The 18,972-nt window shown below is 63.4% G+C and carries 13 protein-coding genes; 9 read left to right on the top strand and 4 right to left on the bottom strand.

What is annotated here, in order from left to right:
- The first annotated feature begins 4 nt into the window (after nt 1-4).
- A complete protein-coding gene (locus tag AC1VON_RS14535) occupies nt 5-544 on the top strand; it encodes an Lrp/AsnC family transcriptional regulator (RefSeq protein WP_483123836.1) in 540 nt (179 codons plus the stop codon).
- A gap of 12 nt (nt 545-556) precedes the next feature.
- On the opposite strand, the gene mtnA is transcribed toward AC1VON_RS14535, so the two are convergent.
- Entirely contained in the window at nt 557-1,651 is a 1,095-nt protein-coding gene (gene mtnA / locus AC1VON_RS14540) for an S-methyl-5-thioribose-1-phosphate isomerase (protein ID WP_172351508.1), read from the bottom strand.
- Nucleotides 1,648-2,922, bottom strand: coding sequence for an S-methyl-5-thioribose kinase (mtnK, locus tag AC1VON_RS14545; RefSeq protein ID WP_483123840.1), 1,275 nt, complete (start codon nt 2,920-2,922; stop codon nt 1,648-1,650). The genes mtnA and mtnK overlap by 4 nt, the downstream gene beginning before the upstream one ends.
- Before the next feature lie 137 nt (nt 2,923-3,059).
- Between mtnK and AC1VON_RS14550 the strand changes: the two genes are divergently transcribed.
- From AC1VON_RS14550 to AC1VON_RS14560, 3 genes are all read left to right on the top strand, one after another.
- The gene (locus AC1VON_RS14550) at nt 3,060-4,571 is read left to right on the top strand and encodes a sugar ABC transporter ATP-binding protein (RefSeq protein ID WP_483123844.1); all 1,512 of its coding nucleotides are present in this window, start codon (nt 3,060-3,062) and stop codon (nt 4,569-4,571) included.
- A gap of 82 nt (nt 4,572-4,653) precedes the next feature.
- Complete coding sequence (locus AC1VON_RS14555) at nt 4,654-5,649, top strand: ABC transporter permease (protein ID WP_483123848.1); 996 nt, start codon at nt 4,654-4,656, stop codon at nt 5,647-5,649.
- A gap of 47 nt (nt 5,650-5,696) precedes the next feature.
- On the top strand, nt 5,697-6,749 hold the full coding sequence (locus AC1VON_RS14560) for a substrate-binding domain-containing protein (RefSeq protein WP_172351504.1): 1,053 nt from the start codon (nt 5,697-5,699) through the stop codon (nt 6,747-6,749).
- A 67-nt stretch (nt 6,750-6,816) separates the two neighbouring features.
- Here the strand turns inward: AC1VON_RS14560 and AC1VON_RS14565 are convergent, their stop codons facing one another.
- Nucleotides 6,817-8,871: a bifunctional aldolase/short-chain dehydrogenase gene (locus AC1VON_RS14565; RefSeq protein ID WP_483123851.1), complete on the bottom strand. Its 2,055-nt coding sequence runs from the start codon at nt 8,869-8,871 to the stop codon at nt 6,817-6,819.
- Between the two features lie 86 nt (nt 8,872-8,957).
- Nucleotides 8,958-9,923 (bottom strand): sugar-binding transcriptional regulator, encoded by a 966-nt coding sequence (locus AC1VON_RS14570; protein WP_483123854.1) that lies wholly within the window; start codon nt 9,921-9,923, stop codon nt 8,958-8,960.
- 202 nt (nt 9,924-10,125) lie between these two features.
- On the opposite strand from AC1VON_RS14570, the gene AC1VON_RS14575 reads away from it, so the two are divergent.
- The 5 genes from AC1VON_RS14575 (at nt 10,126) to AC1VON_RS14595 (ending at nt 18,912) form a co-directional block, all read left to right on the top strand.
- Nucleotides 10,126-11,766, top strand: coding sequence for an acyl-CoA synthetase (locus tag AC1VON_RS14575; RefSeq protein WP_483123855.1), 1,641 nt, complete (start codon nt 10,126-10,128; stop codon nt 11,764-11,766).
- A 422-nt stretch (nt 11,767-12,188) separates the two neighbouring features.
- On the top strand, nt 12,189-12,794 hold the full coding sequence (locus AC1VON_RS14580) for a TetR/AcrR family transcriptional regulator (protein WP_172351500.1): 606 nt from the start codon (nt 12,189-12,191) through the stop codon (nt 12,792-12,794).
- 48 nt (nt 12,795-12,842) lie between these two features.
- Entirely contained in the window at nt 12,843-13,979 is a 1,137-nt protein-coding gene (locus AC1VON_RS14585; RefSeq protein ID WP_483123856.1) for an efflux RND transporter periplasmic adaptor subunit, read from the top strand.
- 244 nt (nt 13,980-14,223) lie between these two features.
- Entirely contained in the window at nt 14,224-17,364 is a 3,141-nt protein-coding gene (locus AC1VON_RS14590) for an efflux RND transporter permease subunit (protein WP_483123859.1), read from the top strand.
- Between the two features lie 192 nt (nt 17,365-17,556).
- Nucleotides 17,557-18,912, top strand: a complete 1,356-nt coding sequence (locus tag AC1VON_RS14595; protein ID WP_483123861.1) for an LLM class flavin-dependent oxidoreductase — start codon at nt 17,557-17,559, stop codon at nt 18,910-18,912.
- Nucleotides 18,913-18,972: the final 60 nt, after the last annotated feature.

Consider the following 18,972-nt stretch of genomic DNA (forward strand, 5'->3'; position numbering starts at 1 on the left):
CGATATGGATGAAGAAACAGATATCATTCCGCGGAACACGCCGGCGCCCCGCGATGTCGACGCAATTGACCGAAAGATATTAGGCGTTCTCGTCGACGATGCCACGGTCAGTTATGCGGAACTCGGCGATCGGGTCGGGCTTTCGCCGCCAGCCGCGCATGAGCGGGTCAAGCGCCTTCGGCGCAGCGGCGCCATTCGCGGCACAGCCGCGATCATCGACCCCAAGGCGGTGAAGAAGCCACTGCTGGCCTTCGTGCATATCGACACCAGGGGCTGGGGCAAGACCCCGGAACTGATGGCGGTTTCGCAATATCCGGAAGTCGAGGAGATCCACACCGTCGCCGGCGACACCTGCATGTTGCTGAAGGTCCGCACCGAAGATACGAGGGCGCTGGAAGGCCTGCTCGCTCGCCTCTACGATACGCCCGGCGTCACCTCGACCCGCAGCTATGTGGTGCTGTCGACCTATCTCGAACGCCCGGTGCAGCCTGGCGTCACCACGCAATGGCCAACGCCCAACCACATGAGCAAGCCGCTGTATTAGCTGGCATCGGCTCTACGCCCGTTCGGGGAACATCGCCTTCAGACCTTCGCGCGATGCCTTGGCGATGCCGCGTTCGGTGATCAGCCCGGTCACCAGCCGCGCCGGGGTCACATCGAAGGCTGGATTGGCCGCGGGCGTCGCTTCGGGCGAGATGCGCACCTGGGCGATCTCGCCGCCGGCGGTCTTGCCCCATACCAGCGAGACCTCGTCGGCCGAGCGCTGCTCGATCGGGATTTCCTTGAGCCCGTCATGCACCGTCCAGTCGATGGTCGGCGAGGGCAGCGCGACATAGAACGGCACGTCATTATCGGCGGCGGCGAGCGCCTTCAGATAAGTGCCGATCTTGTTGCAGACATCGCCGTCGGCGGTGGTCCGGTCGGTGCCGACAATGACCATGTCGATCGCGCCGCGCTGCATCAGATGGCCGCCTGCATTGTCGACGATCAGTGTGTGTGGCACGCCGTGGCCGGCCATCTCCCAGGCGGTCAGCTGGGCGCCCTGGTTGCGCGGGCGGGTCTCGTCGACATAGACGTGGACCGGAATGCCGGCTTCGGTTGCCAGATAGATCGGCGCGGTGGCGGTACCGTAATCGACGGTGGCCAGCCAGCCGGCGTTGCAATGCGTCAGGATGTTGACCGTCTCACCCGGCTGCTTGCGTGCCGCGATCGCCTTGATGACGGCAAGACCGTTCTCGCCGATGGCGCGGTTCAGACCGACATCCTCGTCGGCGATCTCACTGGCGCGCCGATAGGCGGCTTCGGCGCGTTGTTCTTTTGGCAGCGGCTTGAGGAAGCGCCGCATCTCGTCGAGCGCCCAACGCAGGTTGATCGCCGTCGGGCGTGTCTCGTGCAGCGTCTCCCATACGGCATCGAGCGCTTCGTCGGACGGGTCGTCGGCCATCTGCAGGGCAACACCATAGGCGGCGGTGACGCCGATCAGCGGCGCGCCGCGCACCCACATGTCGCGGATGGCGGTGGCGATGCCGGAAACCGTGCCGATCGTCTCGATGCGGAAATCATGCGGCAGCCAGCGCTGGTCGATAATGTCAACCGAACGTCCGTCGTCGCTCAGCCAGATGGTGCGATAGTGGCGCTCGCCGACGTTCAAATGCTGCTCTCCTGTTCGATCAGCGCGGCCAGATTGTTGACCTCGTCGATGCTGTGTATCCGCCGCCGGTTGACGGCGATGTGACGGCCGAATTTGAGCGCCTTCGCCTCGCAAGAGGCGCGCAGATCCTCGTCGGCAATGGTTTCGAAATCGGCATTGTGGGCGAGGCCGAGGATGCGCCTGTGCACCTCGATGCCGGCAAAGCCGAGAAGATCGGTCCAGATCTGGTGCAGCACATGATCGAGCGCCTGCTCGGCGGCGAGTACGTCGCCCTGATCCTCGAACAGGCTTCTTTGATAGAGCATTCCGGTACGCTCGGTGCGCCAAAGATGCGAGAACTCGGCGCGGAAAACCGCCCATGTCCGTGCGGTGACCCCGAGCAGATAGGTGCGCATGGTGTCGCGCTTGCTCTTCTGCTCATGGCCGCGCTGCGAGAAGAAGGACATCCAGAAATTGGCGAGCAGCATGCCGACATCGAAGGCCATCGGCCCGTAGAAGGCGAACTCCGGATCGATCATCCTGGTCTCACTGTCGGTGACCATGATCGAGCCGGAATGTAAATCGCCATGCAGCAGCGTCTCGGCATTGGCGGCGAAGATGTGCTTCAGCCGTTGCGCCTCGACCTTGAGGTCGCGGTCGGCACGCAGGTCCGCAACCAGACCGTCGAGTTGCGGCGAGGTATGCCGGTTCAACTTGGCGTCGAAATAGGGATCGGAGAACACCAGGTTCTCGGTGATGTCGCAGAGGTCGACATTGTCGGCGAACAGCGCCAGATCGGCCTTGCGATCCCTCGTCACCATCGACAGGTCCGAACCGCGAAACAGCGTCCGAGCCATGAACAGGCCGATATCCCTGGCAATGTTGGGCAATTGGCGCCCGTCGATCAGGGCGCGCCTGAGAATGGTGTGTGGGGGCGCCAGATACTCCATGATGATCAGCGCCTGGCCTTCATCGAAATGATAGATCGCCGGCACCGAGCCCGGCGCGCGCGCCTCCTGACGGGTCAGCGCGTGATACTCAAAGAAGGAACGCTTCAGCGGCAGCGGCCAGCTGTCGCCGACCAGCCGGACATAGGGCAGGGCCTGCTTGACGATGGCGCCGCCGCCGGCACCCTCGACGATGAACACCAGGTTCAGATTGCCGTCGCCGACTTCGCGGACCTTCCATTGTGTCGTGTCCTTGCCGATCTTCGCGCACAGTGCCTCGTTCGTGCCGAGGCGCGTTGCAAGCGTCTCCACCGACAATGCTTCGAACGGCAATTTCCCAGTCATTCGTCTCCCTCCCGCCTGTGCGCTCCGATCATAAGGGAGCCTTAGCGGCGGGGCCAAGCTAGGAAGCTGTCTGGCAATTGTCAATCGTGTTGACAATTGCCGATATTGACCATAGCGTCGAGGTCAGGGAGGAACGCATGGTCGGCAATGCCGTGTTCCGCGTAGAGGGACTGAGGAAATCCTTTGGCCGCAACGAGGTGCTTGGCGGCATCTCGCTTGAGCTGCATTCCGGCGAAGTGACCGTGCTGATGGGCGCCAACGGCGCCGGCAAATCCACCCTCGTCAAGATCATCAGCGGCGTCTACGAGCGTGGCGGCGGCACCATGACGCTTGCCGGGCAGGACTTCGCGCCGAACACGCCGGCGGAAGCGATCCGCTCCGGCGTCGTCACCGTGCATCAGAACATCAATGACGGTGTCGTGGCCGACCTCGATGTGGCCACCAACCTGACGCTCGACAGGCTGAGCGGGAAGGCCGCACCCACCCTGTTCAATCCGGCCCGGGTGCGCCGCGAGGCCAAGGCCGTCGCCGACCGCATGGGGCTGGCCATCGATCTCAAGGCCCGCGTCAACGACCTTTCGCTGGCCGATCGCCAGATGGTGGCGATCGCACGCGCCCTGGCGCACCAGCCGAAGGTGCTGATCCTCGACGAGCCGACCTCCTCGCTCTCCAGCGCCGAAGCCGACCGGTTGTTCGCCCTGGTCGACAGGCTTCGCGAACAGGGCGTGGCGATCCTCTACATCTCGCACCGCATGTCTGACATCAGGCGGCTTGCCGATCGCATCGTCTCCATGCGTGACGGCATCGTTTCAGGTGTCTTCGACACCAAGCCGCTCGATTATGAAGGCGCGGTCAATGCCATGCTCGGCCGCAAGATCCATCTTGACCAGATCGTTGCCAGAAGTTCCGCCAAGATGGTCCTGACCATCGAAGGCCTGCGCATCGCGCAGGGCGCCAGGCCGATCTCGCTGACGCTTGGCGATGGCGAGGTCGTCGCCATCACCGGCCTCGTCGGTGTCGGCAAGACCGCTTTTGCCGAAACGCTGTTCGGTGTGCGCAAGCCGCTGTCGGGTACGATGACGATGAACGGCAGGCCCTACGCGCCGCGATCCGCCGGTGATGCGATCGCCGCCGGCGTGTTCCTCGTCGCCAAGGACCGCGCCACCAGCGGCATTGTCGGCGGCTTCAATATCGAGCGTAATGTCAGCCTGCCGTTCCTGAAGCGGATGTCGAATCTCAGCGTGCTCAAGCGCCGCCTCGAACGCGCCACCGCGCGCCGGCAGATCGAGGAACTCAGCATCGTCTGCCGCTCCGAGAAGGACGAGATGTCGGCACTGTCCGGCGGCAACCAGCAGAAGGTGATGGTCGCCCGCTGGATGGCGCAAGACGCAAAGCTGTTCATCCTCGACGAGCCGTTTCAGGGCGTCGACATCTCGGCCAGGCGCGACATCGCCGCCAAGCTGAGGGCAAGTGCCCATGGCCGCGCGACGCTTCTGTTCGTCACCGAACTCGACGAGGCGCTGGAGACGGCCGACCGCATTCTGGTGATGTCGGAACACACAATCGTCGGTGAACACCGCAACGCCGAAGTCGATCTTGATCGCTTGCTGGCCGAGGTCGCCGGCGGGCCACTGCACAGCGCGGCCTGAGCGTGGCGGCGGGTAGAAATTGGAATGGAGAGACGATGGGTTCGAGTTGGGTAAGAATGGCTGCGTCGCGCGGGTGCGCTGAATGACGCTGCGCGACTACGCCATCCGCTATGGCTTCATTGTCCTGTTGCTCGGGCTGGTCGCTTATTTCGCGATCGCCGCCGACGGGTTTGTCTCGCCGCAAAGTGCCGTCTTCATCTTCCAGTCGGTCGCCATCACCGGCGTGCTGGCGCTCGGCGTCACCGCCACGCTGGTCGTCGGCGGCTTCGACCTGTCGATCGGCTCGGTCGCCACATCGGCGATGATGGCGGCTGCCTATGTCATGGTGGTGCTGGAGCAGAACGCGGTCGTCGCGGTCGTCGTCTGCCTGCTCATCGGCGCCATTGTCGGCCTGATCAATGGCTGGCTGATCGTCTATATGCGCGTGCCCGATCTCTTGGCGACGCTCGGCATGATGTTCCTGCTGGTTGGCCTGCAGCGCATCCCAACAGAAGGTCGCTCGATCGCCACCGGCATGACCATGCCCGACGGCTCGGTCGCCAATGGCAAGTTCGGTGATGCCTTCCTGGCGCTCGGTCGCCACCGCTTCGACTTCTTCATCCCGAACCTCATTCCGGTGTCGGTGGTCGTGCTGCTGGTGCTGGCCGTGCTGATCTGGTTCTTCCTCGAATACACACGCTTCGGCCGCATGATGTATGCGGTCGGCTCTAATGAGCGCGCCGCTGAACTCGCCGGCGCGCCGGTCAAGGCCTACAAGATCTGGGCCTACGTTATTTCAGGAGTTTTTGCCTCGATCGGCGGCATTTTGCTCGCGGCTCGGCTTGGACGCGGCGATATCGCCTCGGGTAATAATTTGCTGCTCGATGCGGTCGCCGCGGCGCTGATCGGCTACGCGGTGCTTGGCGCCGCCAAGCCGAACGCCTTCGGCACCGCTGTCGGCGCGCTGTTCGTCGGCATCCTGCTGCAAGGCCTGACGATGATGAACGCGCCTTACTACACGCAGGATTTCGTCAAGGGCGTGGTTCTGGTCGTCGCCCTTGTCTTCACCTTTGCCTTGTCGGGCAGGGGCCGGAGATAGTTTCGGCCGGATAGGATTTTGGGCTCAACAGAGTGGAGGAAAACAAGGTGAACATCACAAGAAGACTTCTGGGGAAGGTGGCCCTCGGGCTGGCCGGCGCAACCATGCTGATGCAGGTGCCGGCTTTTGGCGCGGACAAGCCGGCGCCGTTCGACAAGCCCGGCGTCAAGATCGCGCTGGTGCGCTATCTCTCGACCGGCGACTTCTTCCAGGCCTATCTCTCGGGCGTCGAGGCGCAGTCGAAAGCGCTCGGCATCGACCTGCGCGTGCTCGACAGCCGCCAGGACGCCGCCCTTCAGTCCGACATGGTCGACCAGGCGATCGCGCTCGGCGTGCAGGGCATCATCATCCAGCACGGGCTGACGGAATCGATGAAGGACGCCGCGCAGCGCGCCGTTGACGCCGGCATCAAGGTGGTAGCCTTCGACGTCAATGTCGAAAACCCCAAGATCCCGCAGATCGAACAGTCGGACAAAGACCTTGCCCGCCTCGCGCTCGAGCAGGCAGTCAAGGATAATGGCGAAAGCTGGAATGCGGGCTATGTCTATGTCGCCGGGATCGCGCCGCTCGACCGCCGCAACGAGACCTGGGTTGATGTGAAGAAGAAGTATTCGGGCATCAAGGAAGTGGCCATGTTCGGCACGCTTGACAACCCGATCGCCAACTCCGTCGCCAACCAGGCTCGTTCGGTGCTCTCGGCTCATCCTGATATCAAGGTGATGTTTGCCCCCTATGACGAATTCGCCAAGGGCGTGAAGATCGCCGTCGACGAAGCGGGTCTCAACAAGGGCATCAAGATCTATTCGGCCGATATCTCGACTTCGGATATCGCGGCGATGCGCGAGCCCGACAGCGCCTGGGCAGCGACCGCGGCGACCAACCCGGCCGTTGTCGGCCAGGTCTCGGTGCGCGCTCTGGCACAACTGCTCGCCGGTGAGGACCCCGGCCACAACGTCATCGTGCCGCCGACACTGATCACCCAGAAGGAACTGATCGACAAGGATATCAAGAACATGGAAGACCTGTCGGCCAAGCTGCCGCAGTTCGCCCATGCCGATGTCGCCATGCCGGCCTGGATGCCGAACCCGAACGCCAAGTAAGGGTCGTCACGACAGATATGAAAAGGGCGGCCCGTGAGCCGCCCTTTTTGTTGTCAGCCGGAAATGCCTACCGCAGCGCCGCCGCGATGTTGCCGCCGTCGACGGTCGTCACGTCAGCGGTGGTGCGTTCGGCCAGCGCGTGATGCAGGAAGGCCTGAGCCACGTCCTGTGCGGTCACTTCCTGGCCGAGCAGATTGCCGGACATGTACTCCTTCTCCGAGACGCCGCGCGCGCCGGAGCGGCTGGCGATCATGGCGTCGGTCAGAAGGCCGGACCGGATGCGATCGGCGTTGACGGCGTTGGAGCGGATGCCGTGGGCGCCGTAGTCGAGCGCATATTGCCTGGACAGGAACAAAGTCGCCGCCTTCGGTACGCCATAGGCGCCGAATTTCGGGCCGGGGTTCACCGCCTGCTTGGAGGTGTTGAACAAAAGCGCCCCGCCTGTGCCCTGTTCGAGCATGATGCGCACCGCGTTCTGCGCCGCCGATTGGTGGGCGAAGAAATTGAGCTCGAAGCTCTTGCGCAGAAGCGCATCATCGAGTTCGCCGATCCGCCCTTCCCAGGCCGCCCCCGCGTTGGAGACCAGGATGTCGATGCCGCCGAAGACGGCAACCGCTTTGTCGAAGGCGGCACGCAGTTGGGCCGGATCGGTGATGTCGGCGGCGACGCCGATCGAATTGTTGCCGGCCTTCTTGGCGGCATCAGCAGCCTTGTCGGCATCGAGATCGACAACGACGGCATGGGCGCCATTCTCGGCGAACAGTTTTGCGGTCGCCGCCCCGATCGCGCCGGCGCCGCCGGTGATCAGCACCACTTGGCCAGTCAGCGGCTTCGGCTTGTTGGAGGCAAGCTTGGCCTGTTCGAGGGACCAGTATTCCAGCGGGAACAGATCAGCCTTGGACAGCGGATGGAACCGGCCGACCGCTTCCGCGCCGCGCACCGCCTCGATCCACATTTCGCCAACGTCGGAGGCGATCTTGGCATCCTTCAGCGTGCGGCCATGGCCGAACATGCCCAGCCCCGGCACCAGCGTCAGGCGCGGCATCGGGTCGAGCATGATGCGCTTGACGTCGTCGAGCGCGTCATTGGTCTCGAAATAGGCGCGATAATCCTTGGCGAACGCGTCGACATGGCTCTTGATGACGGCCTTGTAGTCGCCGGCCTTGTCGGCATCGGGCGCCGGCACCGCCATCGGGCCTGTTTTGATGCGGATCGAAAGGTCGGGTGTCGACACGCCGCGTCCGGCATAATCGGCGATCGCGGCCGAGTTGATGAAATCGACGATCGCGTCCGAGGTGCGGAAGTCAGAGATCATGCGGTCGAAGCGGCCTTCGCCGCGCGACACCGCGACGGCGCCGCGCAGCATCGGCGCGATGGAAGCCGGCGTTGAAAGCTTTGCCGGTAGCGCGGCCTTCGCCGCCTTCGGCTTGGCGTGCTTGGCCACATAGTCCTCGGCGACATTCACATAGTGGATCATCCGGTCATAGGCCTGCCTAGCGTCGTCGCCGAAGGTGAAGATGCCGTGCTTGTCGAGGATCAGGCCTTCAACGGTCGGGTCGGCATCGAAAACGTCGGCCGCCGCCTTGGCAAGGTCGAAGCCTGGCATGATGTAGGGTACGTAGCCCATCTTGCTGCCGAATACCGTCTTCACCAGCGGCTTCGAGTCTTCCTGGTCCACGATGGCCAGGATCGCGGTCGAATGGGTGTGGTCGACGAATTTGTGCGGCAGGAAGGCATGCAGCAAAGTTTCGACCGAGGGATTGGGGGAGGACGGATCGATCAGGTTCGCCCGCTGCAGCGCCACCATGTCCTCGTCGGAGAGCTTGTCCAGCGCGCGCGCCTTGAGCAGGGCGCCCATCTTGACCGCCGGCAGGCCTTGCGGCTCGATGACGGCCATGTCCCAGCCGCTGCCCTTGACGCAGAGCACGTCCCATTCATCGCCGACGAGGTCGGTCGCCTTGATCTTGCAGGAGGTGTTGCCGCCGCCATGCAGCACCAGCTGCGGCACGCCGCCCAGCAGCCGCGTGGTGTAGACGCGCAAGGCCAGGTCGCGGCCGACGCCTTTCTTGGCATAGTCGGCAACAAGTTTCTCCGCCGCTTCGTCGTTCCACAGGTTCTTCATGTTCGCTTCGTCCAGTTGCTGTCTTGGGTGGTGAACAGGAATGCCGCGACGCCTTGATGACAATGCGCCGGCGAAAGATTGCTTATTCAGGATGCCTTTTGGGTTGCCGCTCCGGCATGATCGAGCAGCCGCTGCGCCATATGCGCGCCGACCACGAGATGTGTGCAAAGCCCGCCGGCGATCGCCGCGAGCAGCGGTTCGAACTTGCTGTCCTCCTGCACCACCATCAGCCGCCTGGCGATGGCGCGCAGCGAGGCAAGCTCGGCGGAGATCACCCGGCGGTTGTAGCTGCAGTCGAGCACCTTGCCCTCGGCGTCGATGATCTGCCCGGCAATGACGCCCGCGGCACCTCGGCTGCGCAACTCCGCCATCTCGCCCGGTGTCAGCGCGCCGCATTTGACCAGATGGCTCTCGGCGTCGACCGCGCCGACCGAGTAAAGCGCGAGATCGCAGTCCTTGATACCCGACAACTGCTCACGGATCACCGGTTCGTCCCGCAGCGCGCGCGCCAGCTCTTCCGTCGACAGCACCAGCGGCGCATAGAAGTTCAACCCCTTGGCGTTGAGCCGGCGCGCGATTTCCATGGTGCACTGGTCGGGCCGATAGGAGTACGGCGCGCCGAGATTGCCGCAGAGCTGCACCACCGTGACATCCTGCAGGTCGGCATAGGACATGATGTCGGCGATCATGTAGACGGTGCGGCCCCAGGCAACGCCGATGCGGTCACCCTTCTTGACCAGTTCCAGAAAGACGCTCGCCGCCAGCACGGCGATGTCAGTCGAAGGGTCCGGGATATGGCCGTTCTCCGGCGCGATCCAGACCGCGTCGAGGCCCAGCGCGTCCTCGAGCTTGCGCGCCATGACATCATCGGTGAACAGCTGGGTCGAGGTCGAGATGTTGACGATGCCCGTCTCGCGCGCCTTGCGCAGATACATGGCCACCGAAGCACGGGAAATGTTAAGCTGGCTCGCAACCTGGTCCTGCCGCAGGCCATGCGCGTAGTAGAGCCAGGCGGCCTTGTGAATGAGCTGTTCTGCCGGTCGGATCGCCATGCCGTCTCCTCGGCTGACATTAGTCACGGCTCTCGACAAAAGTCAAATTCGGATGCGGGGACACGATCGCCTCTCGGCAAGGTTCATCCGGGATCGCCGTTCTACAAAGCCTGGATAGCATAGCATTTTCGGCCATCCGGGGGGATGGCCTGACGAGAGTCCTAAGGTTAGAAAGCTCGAAAAGAACTTTGGGGAGGACGGGATGGGCAATCCCTACGAACAGGATCTCGACAGGAACGCGGCCAACCACCAGCCGCTGACGCCGCTTACCTATCTGGAGCGCGCCGCAAAGACCTATCCTGATCATATCGCCGTCATCCATGGCAGCCAGCGCATCTCCTATCGCGAATTCTGGCGCCGCTCGCTGAAGCTCGCCTCGGCGCTTCAGAAGCGCGGCATCGGCAAGGGCGACACGGTCACCGTCATGTTGTCCAACACGCCGCCAATGCTGGAGGCGCATTTTGGCGTGCCGATGATCCAGGCGGTGCTGCATTCGCTCAACACCCGCCTCGACGCCGCGATCATCGCCTTCCAACTCGACCATGCCGAGACCAAGGTGCTGATCGTCGATCGTGAATTCTCAGGTGTCGTCCGGCAGGCGCTTGATCTGGCCAACGTCAAGCCGCTGGTCATCGACTACGATGATCCCGAATACGCCGCCGACGCGCCCTATCCGAAAGGCGAGCGGATCGGCGCATCAGACTATGAGGACTTTGTCGCCGGCGGCGACGAGGACTTTGCCTGGTCGATGCCCGACGATGAATGGGACGCCATCTCGCTCAACTACACCTCCGGCACGACAGGCAATCCCAAGGGCGTCGTCTACCACCATCGCGGGGCGGCGCTGATGGCCTACACCAACACCATCCATGCCGGCATGGCCAAGCACGCCGTCTATCTCTGGACGCTGCCGATGTTCCATTGCAACGGCTGGTGCTTTCCGTGGACGCTCGCCGTCCAGGCCGGCACCCATGTCTGCCTGCGCTGGGTACGGCCGAAGCCGATCTACGACGCCATCGCCGATCATGGCGTCACCCATCTGTGTGGCGCGCCGGTCGTGATGTCGGTGCTGATCAACGCCAGGGACGAGGACAAGCGTGAGTTCCCGCAGATCGTGACCTTCAACACCGCGGCCGCTCCGCCGCCGGAAGCCGTGCTGTCGGGCATGGCCGATGCCGGCTTTGCCGTCACCCACCTCTACGGCCTGACCGAGACCTATGGTCCGGCCGTGGTCAACGAATGGCACGGTGAATGGGACGGTCTGGCAAAAGGCGAGCGCAGCGCCAAGAAGGCACGGCAGGGGGTCCGCTACGCAGCACTCGAAGGGCTGACCGTCATGGATCCCGAGACGATGCAGACGACGCCGCCCGACGGAGAGACGATCGGCGAGGTCATGTTCCGCGGCAACATCGTCATGAAGGGTTATCTGAAGAACCGCAAGGCAAGCGACGATGCCTTCGCCGGCGGCTGGTTCCACTCGGGTGATCTCGGCGTCATGCATCCCGACGGCTACATCCAGCTCAAGGACCGTTCCAAGGACATCATCATCTCGGGTGGCGAGAACATTTCCTCGATCGAGGTCGAGGACGCACTCTACAAACACCCATCCGTTGCCTCTTGTGGCGTGGTGGCGCGCCATGATGACAAGTGGGGCGAGGTGCCCGTGGCCTATGTCGAACTGAAGCCTGGCAAGACCGCGACCGAGGCCGAGATCATCGAGCATTGCCGTGCGCTGCTTGCCCGCTTCAAAGTGCCGAAAGCGGTGATATTTGCGGAGATACCGAAGACGTCGACGGGCAAGATCCAGAAGTTCCGGCTCCGGGAGATGGCCAAGGGGACGTAGCTGCACCGTCATTCTTGCCATGGCCTCGACAATTTGTCGCGGACCTGCCTGACGTGGTTATCCTAGGGTGGATCAGTCGCGAAGCGACGTCGCGGAAACCCTGGGATCCATGCCGCGACCTAGCGGCCGTGCTCCAACGGCTCTTCGCAGGCTGTCGATGCTGATCCGCGTAACGCTTTGATCCGTCTCATTCTTCGGCAGACGTCCCGGCATGGATCCTGGGGAGTGCGCTGCGTCGCTGCGCCCTAGAATGACGAATTCATGGGGCCGATCCCAATCGCGAGCGCCGGTTGTCGCACCCGCCAACTGTCACCATCTGTCACCAATTATACGCGTACGTCGATTTCGCGTTGACATCTCCCTCTCTTCAATTTACGAGTGACGAAAATTAAAATTCGTCACTCGTAAAACGACAGGGACCCATGTCCGAAGCCGCCAACATCGTGGTCGATGCCGCCAGGCAGGAGAATGTGACGCGCATTCTCGACTGCGCCGAGCGCCTGTTCCGGCACTATGGCTACGGCAAGACGAATGTCGCGGACATCGCCCGCGAACTCGGCATGTCGCCGGCCAACATATACCGTTTCTTCGCCTCCAAGGTTGAAATCCACCAAGCCGTCTGCGGCCGGATGCTCGGCGCCAGCTACAAGATGGCTTACGAGATCATGCACCTGCCGCTCAGCGCGGAGGAGCGGCTGCGTCGCTACATTCACGCCCAGTACAAGATGACGCTCGAGACCATGCTCGACGAGCAGAAGGTCCATGAGATGGTCATCGTCGCGCTCGAGCGCGACTGGAGCGTTATCGACAAGCACGTCAACAGCATTCACGACCTGTTCGCCGAGGTGATCCGCGAGGGCGTCGAGACCGGCGAGTTCAGGGAGCAGGATCCCGAAGCCGCCTCGCGCTGCTTTGGCGCCGCCACCGTCATTCTCTGCCACCCGCAGATGGTGGCGCAGTGCCTTGCCAAGACCAACCGGGCAATGCCCGACGAACTTATCGACTACGCCATCAGAGCCTTGAAATAGACGCCGGTCGCCGGTGTCGACAGTCCGCCTCCAGTCGGGAGTACCACGATGTCCTTGTCCAATTCCATCATCCGCCGGTTGCCGGTCGCGGGCCTGGTCGTTGCAGGGCTCACGCTCGCCGGCTGCAGCCAGGAGAAGGCCGAGGTCAAGGAGATCATCCGCCCGGTCAAGGTTGTCGAGATTGCAGAAGCGCACGACACCCGCACGCTCTCCTACTCCGGTTCGGTGCGGGCCCGCACCGAAAGCGCGCTGGCTTTCCGCGTCAACGGCAAGATCACCGAGCGCCTTGTCGACATCGGCCAGCACGTGGCGCCGGGCGATGTACTTGCCCGCATCGATCCCACCGACTACGACCTTTCGGTCAAGAGCGCGCAGGCAGCCCTCGATGCCGCCGAACGGCAGGTCGAGACGACAGAGCTTGCGCGCAAGCGCGCCGAGCAGCTTTTTGCCAAGAACTTCTCACCGAAATCGCAGCTCGAACAGGCGACGCTGACCTATGACCAGGCGGTTGCCACGCGCGACTCCGCCCGTTCGTCGCTTGCACAGGCCAAGAACCAGGTCGGCTATACCGACCTCAAGGCCGACAAGGACGGCATCGTCACGGCCGTGAACGCCGATCTCGGCCAGGTGGTCGGCTCCGGTGCGCCAGTGGTCACCGTCGCGGTCGACGGCGAGAAGGAAGTGCTGATCGCGGTCCCGGAAATGGAGATCGCCGAGTTCAAGCCGGGCAAGTCAGTCAAGGCCGGCTTCTGGTCCGACAACACACTGACGCTCGACGGCAAGGTTCGCGAGGTTGCCGGCAGCGCGGATCCGCAGTCGCGCACCTTCGCTGTCCGCGTCAGCCTGCCCAACGACCAGCGCGTGCTTCTCGGCATGACTGCCAATATCGAGGCGTCGGCGGCCAATGAAAAGCAACTCGTATCGATCCCGCTGAGCGCGTTGGCTGAGAAAGATAGCCAGTCGATCGTCTGGACCGTCGATCGTGGCGCCGACACCGTCCATGCCCGTCCGGTGAAGGTTGCCAAGTTCGCCGCCGATGGCGTGCGTGTCGCAGAAGGATTGAATCCCGGCGATATCGTGGTCGCCGCCGGAACACAGTTCATGACCGAGAATCTGAAGGTGAAGCTCGCCGGCGGCATCGCGCAGCAGTCCGCCTCGGCCGACGACGCCAGCCGGCTGCGCTGACGACAGACAGGTCGGCCGCGCGTTCCCGCGGCCGCAGGTTTCCGGGCGGCGTGCGCCCGAAGGTCGAGACGTCAAGGCCGATGTACCCCCGCATCGATCCTAGCGTCCCACCTCGATGAGTGTCTCTCCGCTCGGAAAGCCTCGCCGCCCGGAAGCCAGTATCGAACGCAAATGATTTCGTTTTCGCGCGCCGCGCTTCTTCGAAGCACCAGGCGCCGGCAAACAGCAAAGTGGACCAGCACCGATGACGAACTCCACTGAAGAAAAGCGGCCCTTCAACCTTTCGCGCTGGGCCATCGGTCACCCCTCCATAGCGCGGTTCCTGTTCGGGCTGATCATCATCGCTGGTGCGCTCGGCCTGATGCGCATGGGCCAGAAGGAAGATCCCGACTTCACCTTCCGCGTCATGGTCGTGCAGGCGATCTGGCCGGGCTCCTCGATCCAGGAGATGGAGGACCAGGTCGTCAACAAGATCGAGCGCAAGCTGCAGGAAACGCCGCATCTCGACTTCGTACGCTCCTTCACCCGCGCCGGCAGCGCCATCATCACGGTGCAGATCAAGGGCGATACCAACGCCGCCGAGGTAACGGATGCTTTCTATCAGGTGCGCAAGAAGGTCGGCGACATATCCGGCGACCTCCCGCAAGGGTTGCTCGGCCCCTATTTCAACGACGAGTTCGGCGACACCTTCATCACGCTGCATTCGATCAGCGGCGATGGCTTCTCCTATCCCGAGCTGAAGAAATTCGCCATCCAGGCGCGCGACATGCTGTTGACCACGCCCGGCGTCGAGAAGGCCGTCATCATCGGCGACCAGCCGGAAAAGCTCTATATCGACGTCTCGTCCAAGGCGCTGGCCGAGCGCGGCCTGACGTTGACCGACCTGCAGAATGCGATCAAGGGCCAGAACAATGTCGATCCGGCCGGTGCCGTCGACACCGGCATCAATTCGGTGCGCATCTCGGTCGAAGGCGACGTCACCAAGGCCGCCGATATCAGGGAACTGCGCCTTCGCGCCGGGGGCCAGGTCACCCGGCTCGGCGACATCGCCACCGTGACCTCGGGGCTCGAAGATCCCTTCCAGCGCAAATACCGCTTCAACGGTCATGACAGCGTGCAGCTTGGCGTCGTGATGGCCAAGGGGTTTAAAGTTACCGACGTCGGCAAGGATGTCGAGGCGACCTACAAGCGCTTCGAGGAGGGGCTGCCTTATGGTGTGTCGGTCGACCAGATTTCCGACCAGCCGGGCGTCGTCACGGATGCGGTGGCCGAATTCATGCACGCGCTCGGCGAGGCGCTGCTGATCGTGCTTGTCGTCTCCTTCTTGTCGATCGGCTGGCGTTCTGGCCTGGTCATCGCCATTGCCATTCCGCTGGTGCTCGCAGCCACTTTCGCCATCATGTACGAGCTCGGCATCGACCTGCAGCGCATTTCGCTGGGCGCCCTGATCATTGCACTCGGCCTGCTTGTCGACGACGCCATGATTGTCGTCGAGATGATGGAGCGAAAGCTGGAGGAGGGCCTGGTCAAGATCGAGGCGGCGAGCTTCGCCTATACATCGACCGCTTTCCCGATGCTGACCGGCACGCTGATCACCACCGCCGGCTTCATTCCGGTCGGCTTTGCCGCATCCACGGCTGGCGAATATGTGCGCACGCTGTTTTATGTCGTCGGCATCGCTCTGATCGTGTCGTGGTTCGTCGCGGTCTATTTCACGCCATGGCTCGGCAACATGATCCTCAAGCAGCGCAAGCATGCCGGTACCCATCACGATGCCTTCGACACGCGCTTCTACCGCCGGCTTCGCGCCACCGTCGGCTGGGCGGTGCGCCATCGCATCATCGTGCTTGTCATGACGTTGGTGACCTTCGCCACAAGCCTGTGGGCGTTCCAGTTCATTCCGCAGAACTTCTTCCCGCAATCGTCGCGGCCGGAGATCCTCGTCGACCTCTGGCTGCCGGAAGGCACCTCGATCAAGGAGGTCGAAGCGCAGGCCAAGGCGCTTGAGGCCAAGATGATGAACGACAAGGACAAGCGCTTCATCGCCACCTATATCGGCGAAGGCGCGCCGCGCTTCTTCCTGCCGCTCGACCAACAGCTCAGCAATCCGAACTTCGCCCAGATGCTGGTGATGGCCAATGACGAGCCGGCCCGCGAGCGGCTGATCGTCAAGCTGCGCACGGTTCTGGCCGAGGACTTCCCCTCGATCCGCGCCAAGGTCGACCGCCTGTTCCTCGGACCGCCAACCGGCTGGCCGGTGCAGATGCGCGTCATGGGCCCGGATCGCCAGGAGGTGCGCCGCATCGCCGACCAGGTCAAGGCGAAGTTCCGCGAGAATCCGTTGCTCGGCGCGGTCCATGACGACTGGCTCGAACCGGTGCCGGCGATGAAGCTGGTGATCGACCAGGACCGTGCCCGTGCGCTCGGCGTCACCTCGCAGCGCATCCGCCAGATGCTGCAGGCAACCATGTCCGGCGCGCCGCTCGACAATTTCCGCGACGGCGAGGAGACCGTGTCCATCGTCGCTCGCGAGCCGGACGCCAGCCGCAGCCTGCTGTCGTCGGTTGACTCGGTCTATATCCCGACCGATTTCGGCGGCTTCGTGCCGCTCTCGCAGGTGGCCAAGGTGGTTCCGGTGCTGGAGCAAGGCATCGAGTGGCGCCGCGACCGCCTGCCGACGATCAGCGTGCGGGCGACGCTGCCCGACGGCGTGCAGTCCAATGACGTTGTCACCAAGATGTACAAGGACATCCAGGGCCTGCGCGACGGCCTGGCGCCCGGCTACAAGATCGAAATCCAGGGCGGTGCCGAGGATTCGGCCGAAAGCCAGGCTTCGATCGCCGCCAAGGCGCCGATCATGCTGGCCATCATCGTCGTGCTCTTGATGATCCAGCTGCAGAACTTCGGCAAGGCGATGCTGGTGCTGGCCACCGGTCCGCTCGGTATCATCGGCGCGGCCGCGGCCCTTTTGATCAGCGGCGCGCCGTTCGGCTTCGTCGCTATCCTCGGCGTCATTGCGTTGCTCGGCATCATCATGCGCAACTCGATCATCCTGGTTGACCAGATCGACCAGGACATCGCCAGAGGCATGGAGCGCTCGGAGGCCATCATCGGCTCGGCTGTGCGCCGTTTCCGGCCGATCGTGCTGACTGCGATGACGGCGGTGTTGGCGCTGATCCCGATCTCGCGCGCCGTGTTCTGGGGGCCGCTCGCCTATGCGATGATGGGCGGCATCGTGGTCGCCACCGTGCTGACCATCCTGGTGCTGCCCGCCGGCTATGCCCTGTTCTTTGGCCGCGAGCCGAAGAAGCGTGGTGTCGACGCCGCGGAAGCATCCGCGACGGAACAGCCGGAAAGGCCGCAACTGGCGCTGGCAGCCGAATAGAGCGGAGCTGATCATCCGCCATCGCTGATGTCGATGGCGGATGGTCCGGCGCGGCGGCTGATCCCATCACGCCGATTAAAATGCTCTCTGGCGCCGATTTTGCAAAACAGAATTCCTTCCCAGTGCGGCCAAGCGGTTCCATGCTGAGCGCCACCGGAGCGGCAACGCTCGTCCTCATCAGGGTGTCTTCCCATGGCAGAAAAGAAGCAATTGCGGCTCGGCGCCTTCATGCGTCCCGTCAGTTTGCACACCGGCGCCTGGCGCTATCCGGGCGCCTATCCCGACGCCAACTTCAACTTCGCGCATCTGAAGCGTTTCGCGCAGACGCTGGAGGCGGCGAAATTCGACGCTTTCTTCATGGCCGATCATCTGGCCGTGCTGAACATGCCGATCGAGGCGCTTCGGCGCAGCCACACGGTGACCTCGTTCGAGCCGTTCACCTTGTTGTCGGCGCTTGCTGCCGTCACCGATCACATCGGGCTGGTTGCCACCGCATCGACGACCTTTGACGCGCCCTATCACATCGCCCGTCGATTCGCGTCACTCGACCATATTAGCGGCGGGCGCGCCGGCTGGAACATCGTGACGACGTCCAATCCCGATGCGGCGTTGAATTTCGGGCTGGATGAACATGTCGAGCATGACGAGCGCTATCACCGGGCGCGGGAATTCTACGATGTCGTCACCGGCCTCTGGGACAGCTTTGCCGACGACGCCTTCATCCGCGATGCGGAAAGCGGCCTCTATTTCGATCCCGCCAAATTGCATGTGCTTGACCATAAGGGCGAGCATCTCTCTGTGCGCGGGCCGCTCAACATCGCGCGGCCGGTGCAGGGTTGGCCGGTCATCGTGCAAGCCGGCGCGTCGGAGGCCGGGCGGCAGTTGGCCGCGGAAACGGCGGAAGTCATTTTCGCCGCCCATGGTGATCTCGGGTCGGGCCAACGCTTCTTCGCCGACGTTAAAAGCAGGGCGCAAAAACTTGGCCGTTCCCGCGACGACATCAAGATCCTGCCTGGCGCTTTCGTCATTGTCGGCGACAGTGTCGAGGAAGCGCGGGCCAAGCGGGCGAAGCTCGACAGCCTGGTCTACTACGAGAGCGGCATTGCCTCGCTGTCGATCGCTCTTGGACATGACGCGTCGGCCTTTGATCCCGACGCCGCTCTGCCGGAAATACCGGAGACCAATGCCTCGAAGAGCAGCCGCGAGCGCGTCATCGAACTGGCTCGGGATGAAAACCTGACGGTGCGCCAGCTTGCCCAGAGGCTGGGCGGCTATTCCGGCCTTGCTTTCGTCGGCACGCCGAAAACCATTGCCGACGAGATGGAGGAATGGCTGGTCGCCGAGGGATCGGACGGCTTCAACATCATGTTTCCCTACCTGCCCGCCGGGCTCGACGATTTCGTCGAGAAGGTGGTGCCCGAGCTGCAGCGGCGCGGCATCTTCAGGCGGCAGTATGAGGGCTCGACGCTGCGCGAGAATCTCGGCCTGAAGCGGCCGCCCAACCGGTTCTTCGAAGGTACGGAAGCGTCGGTCCGCAAGGCTGGGTGAGGTGAAGCCCCCGGCCGGTGGCCGAAAATATCGGGCGCGCCGAAGCGCGCCCGATACCTG

Source organism: Mesorhizobium sp. HAY1-8B, assembly GCF_056868045.1.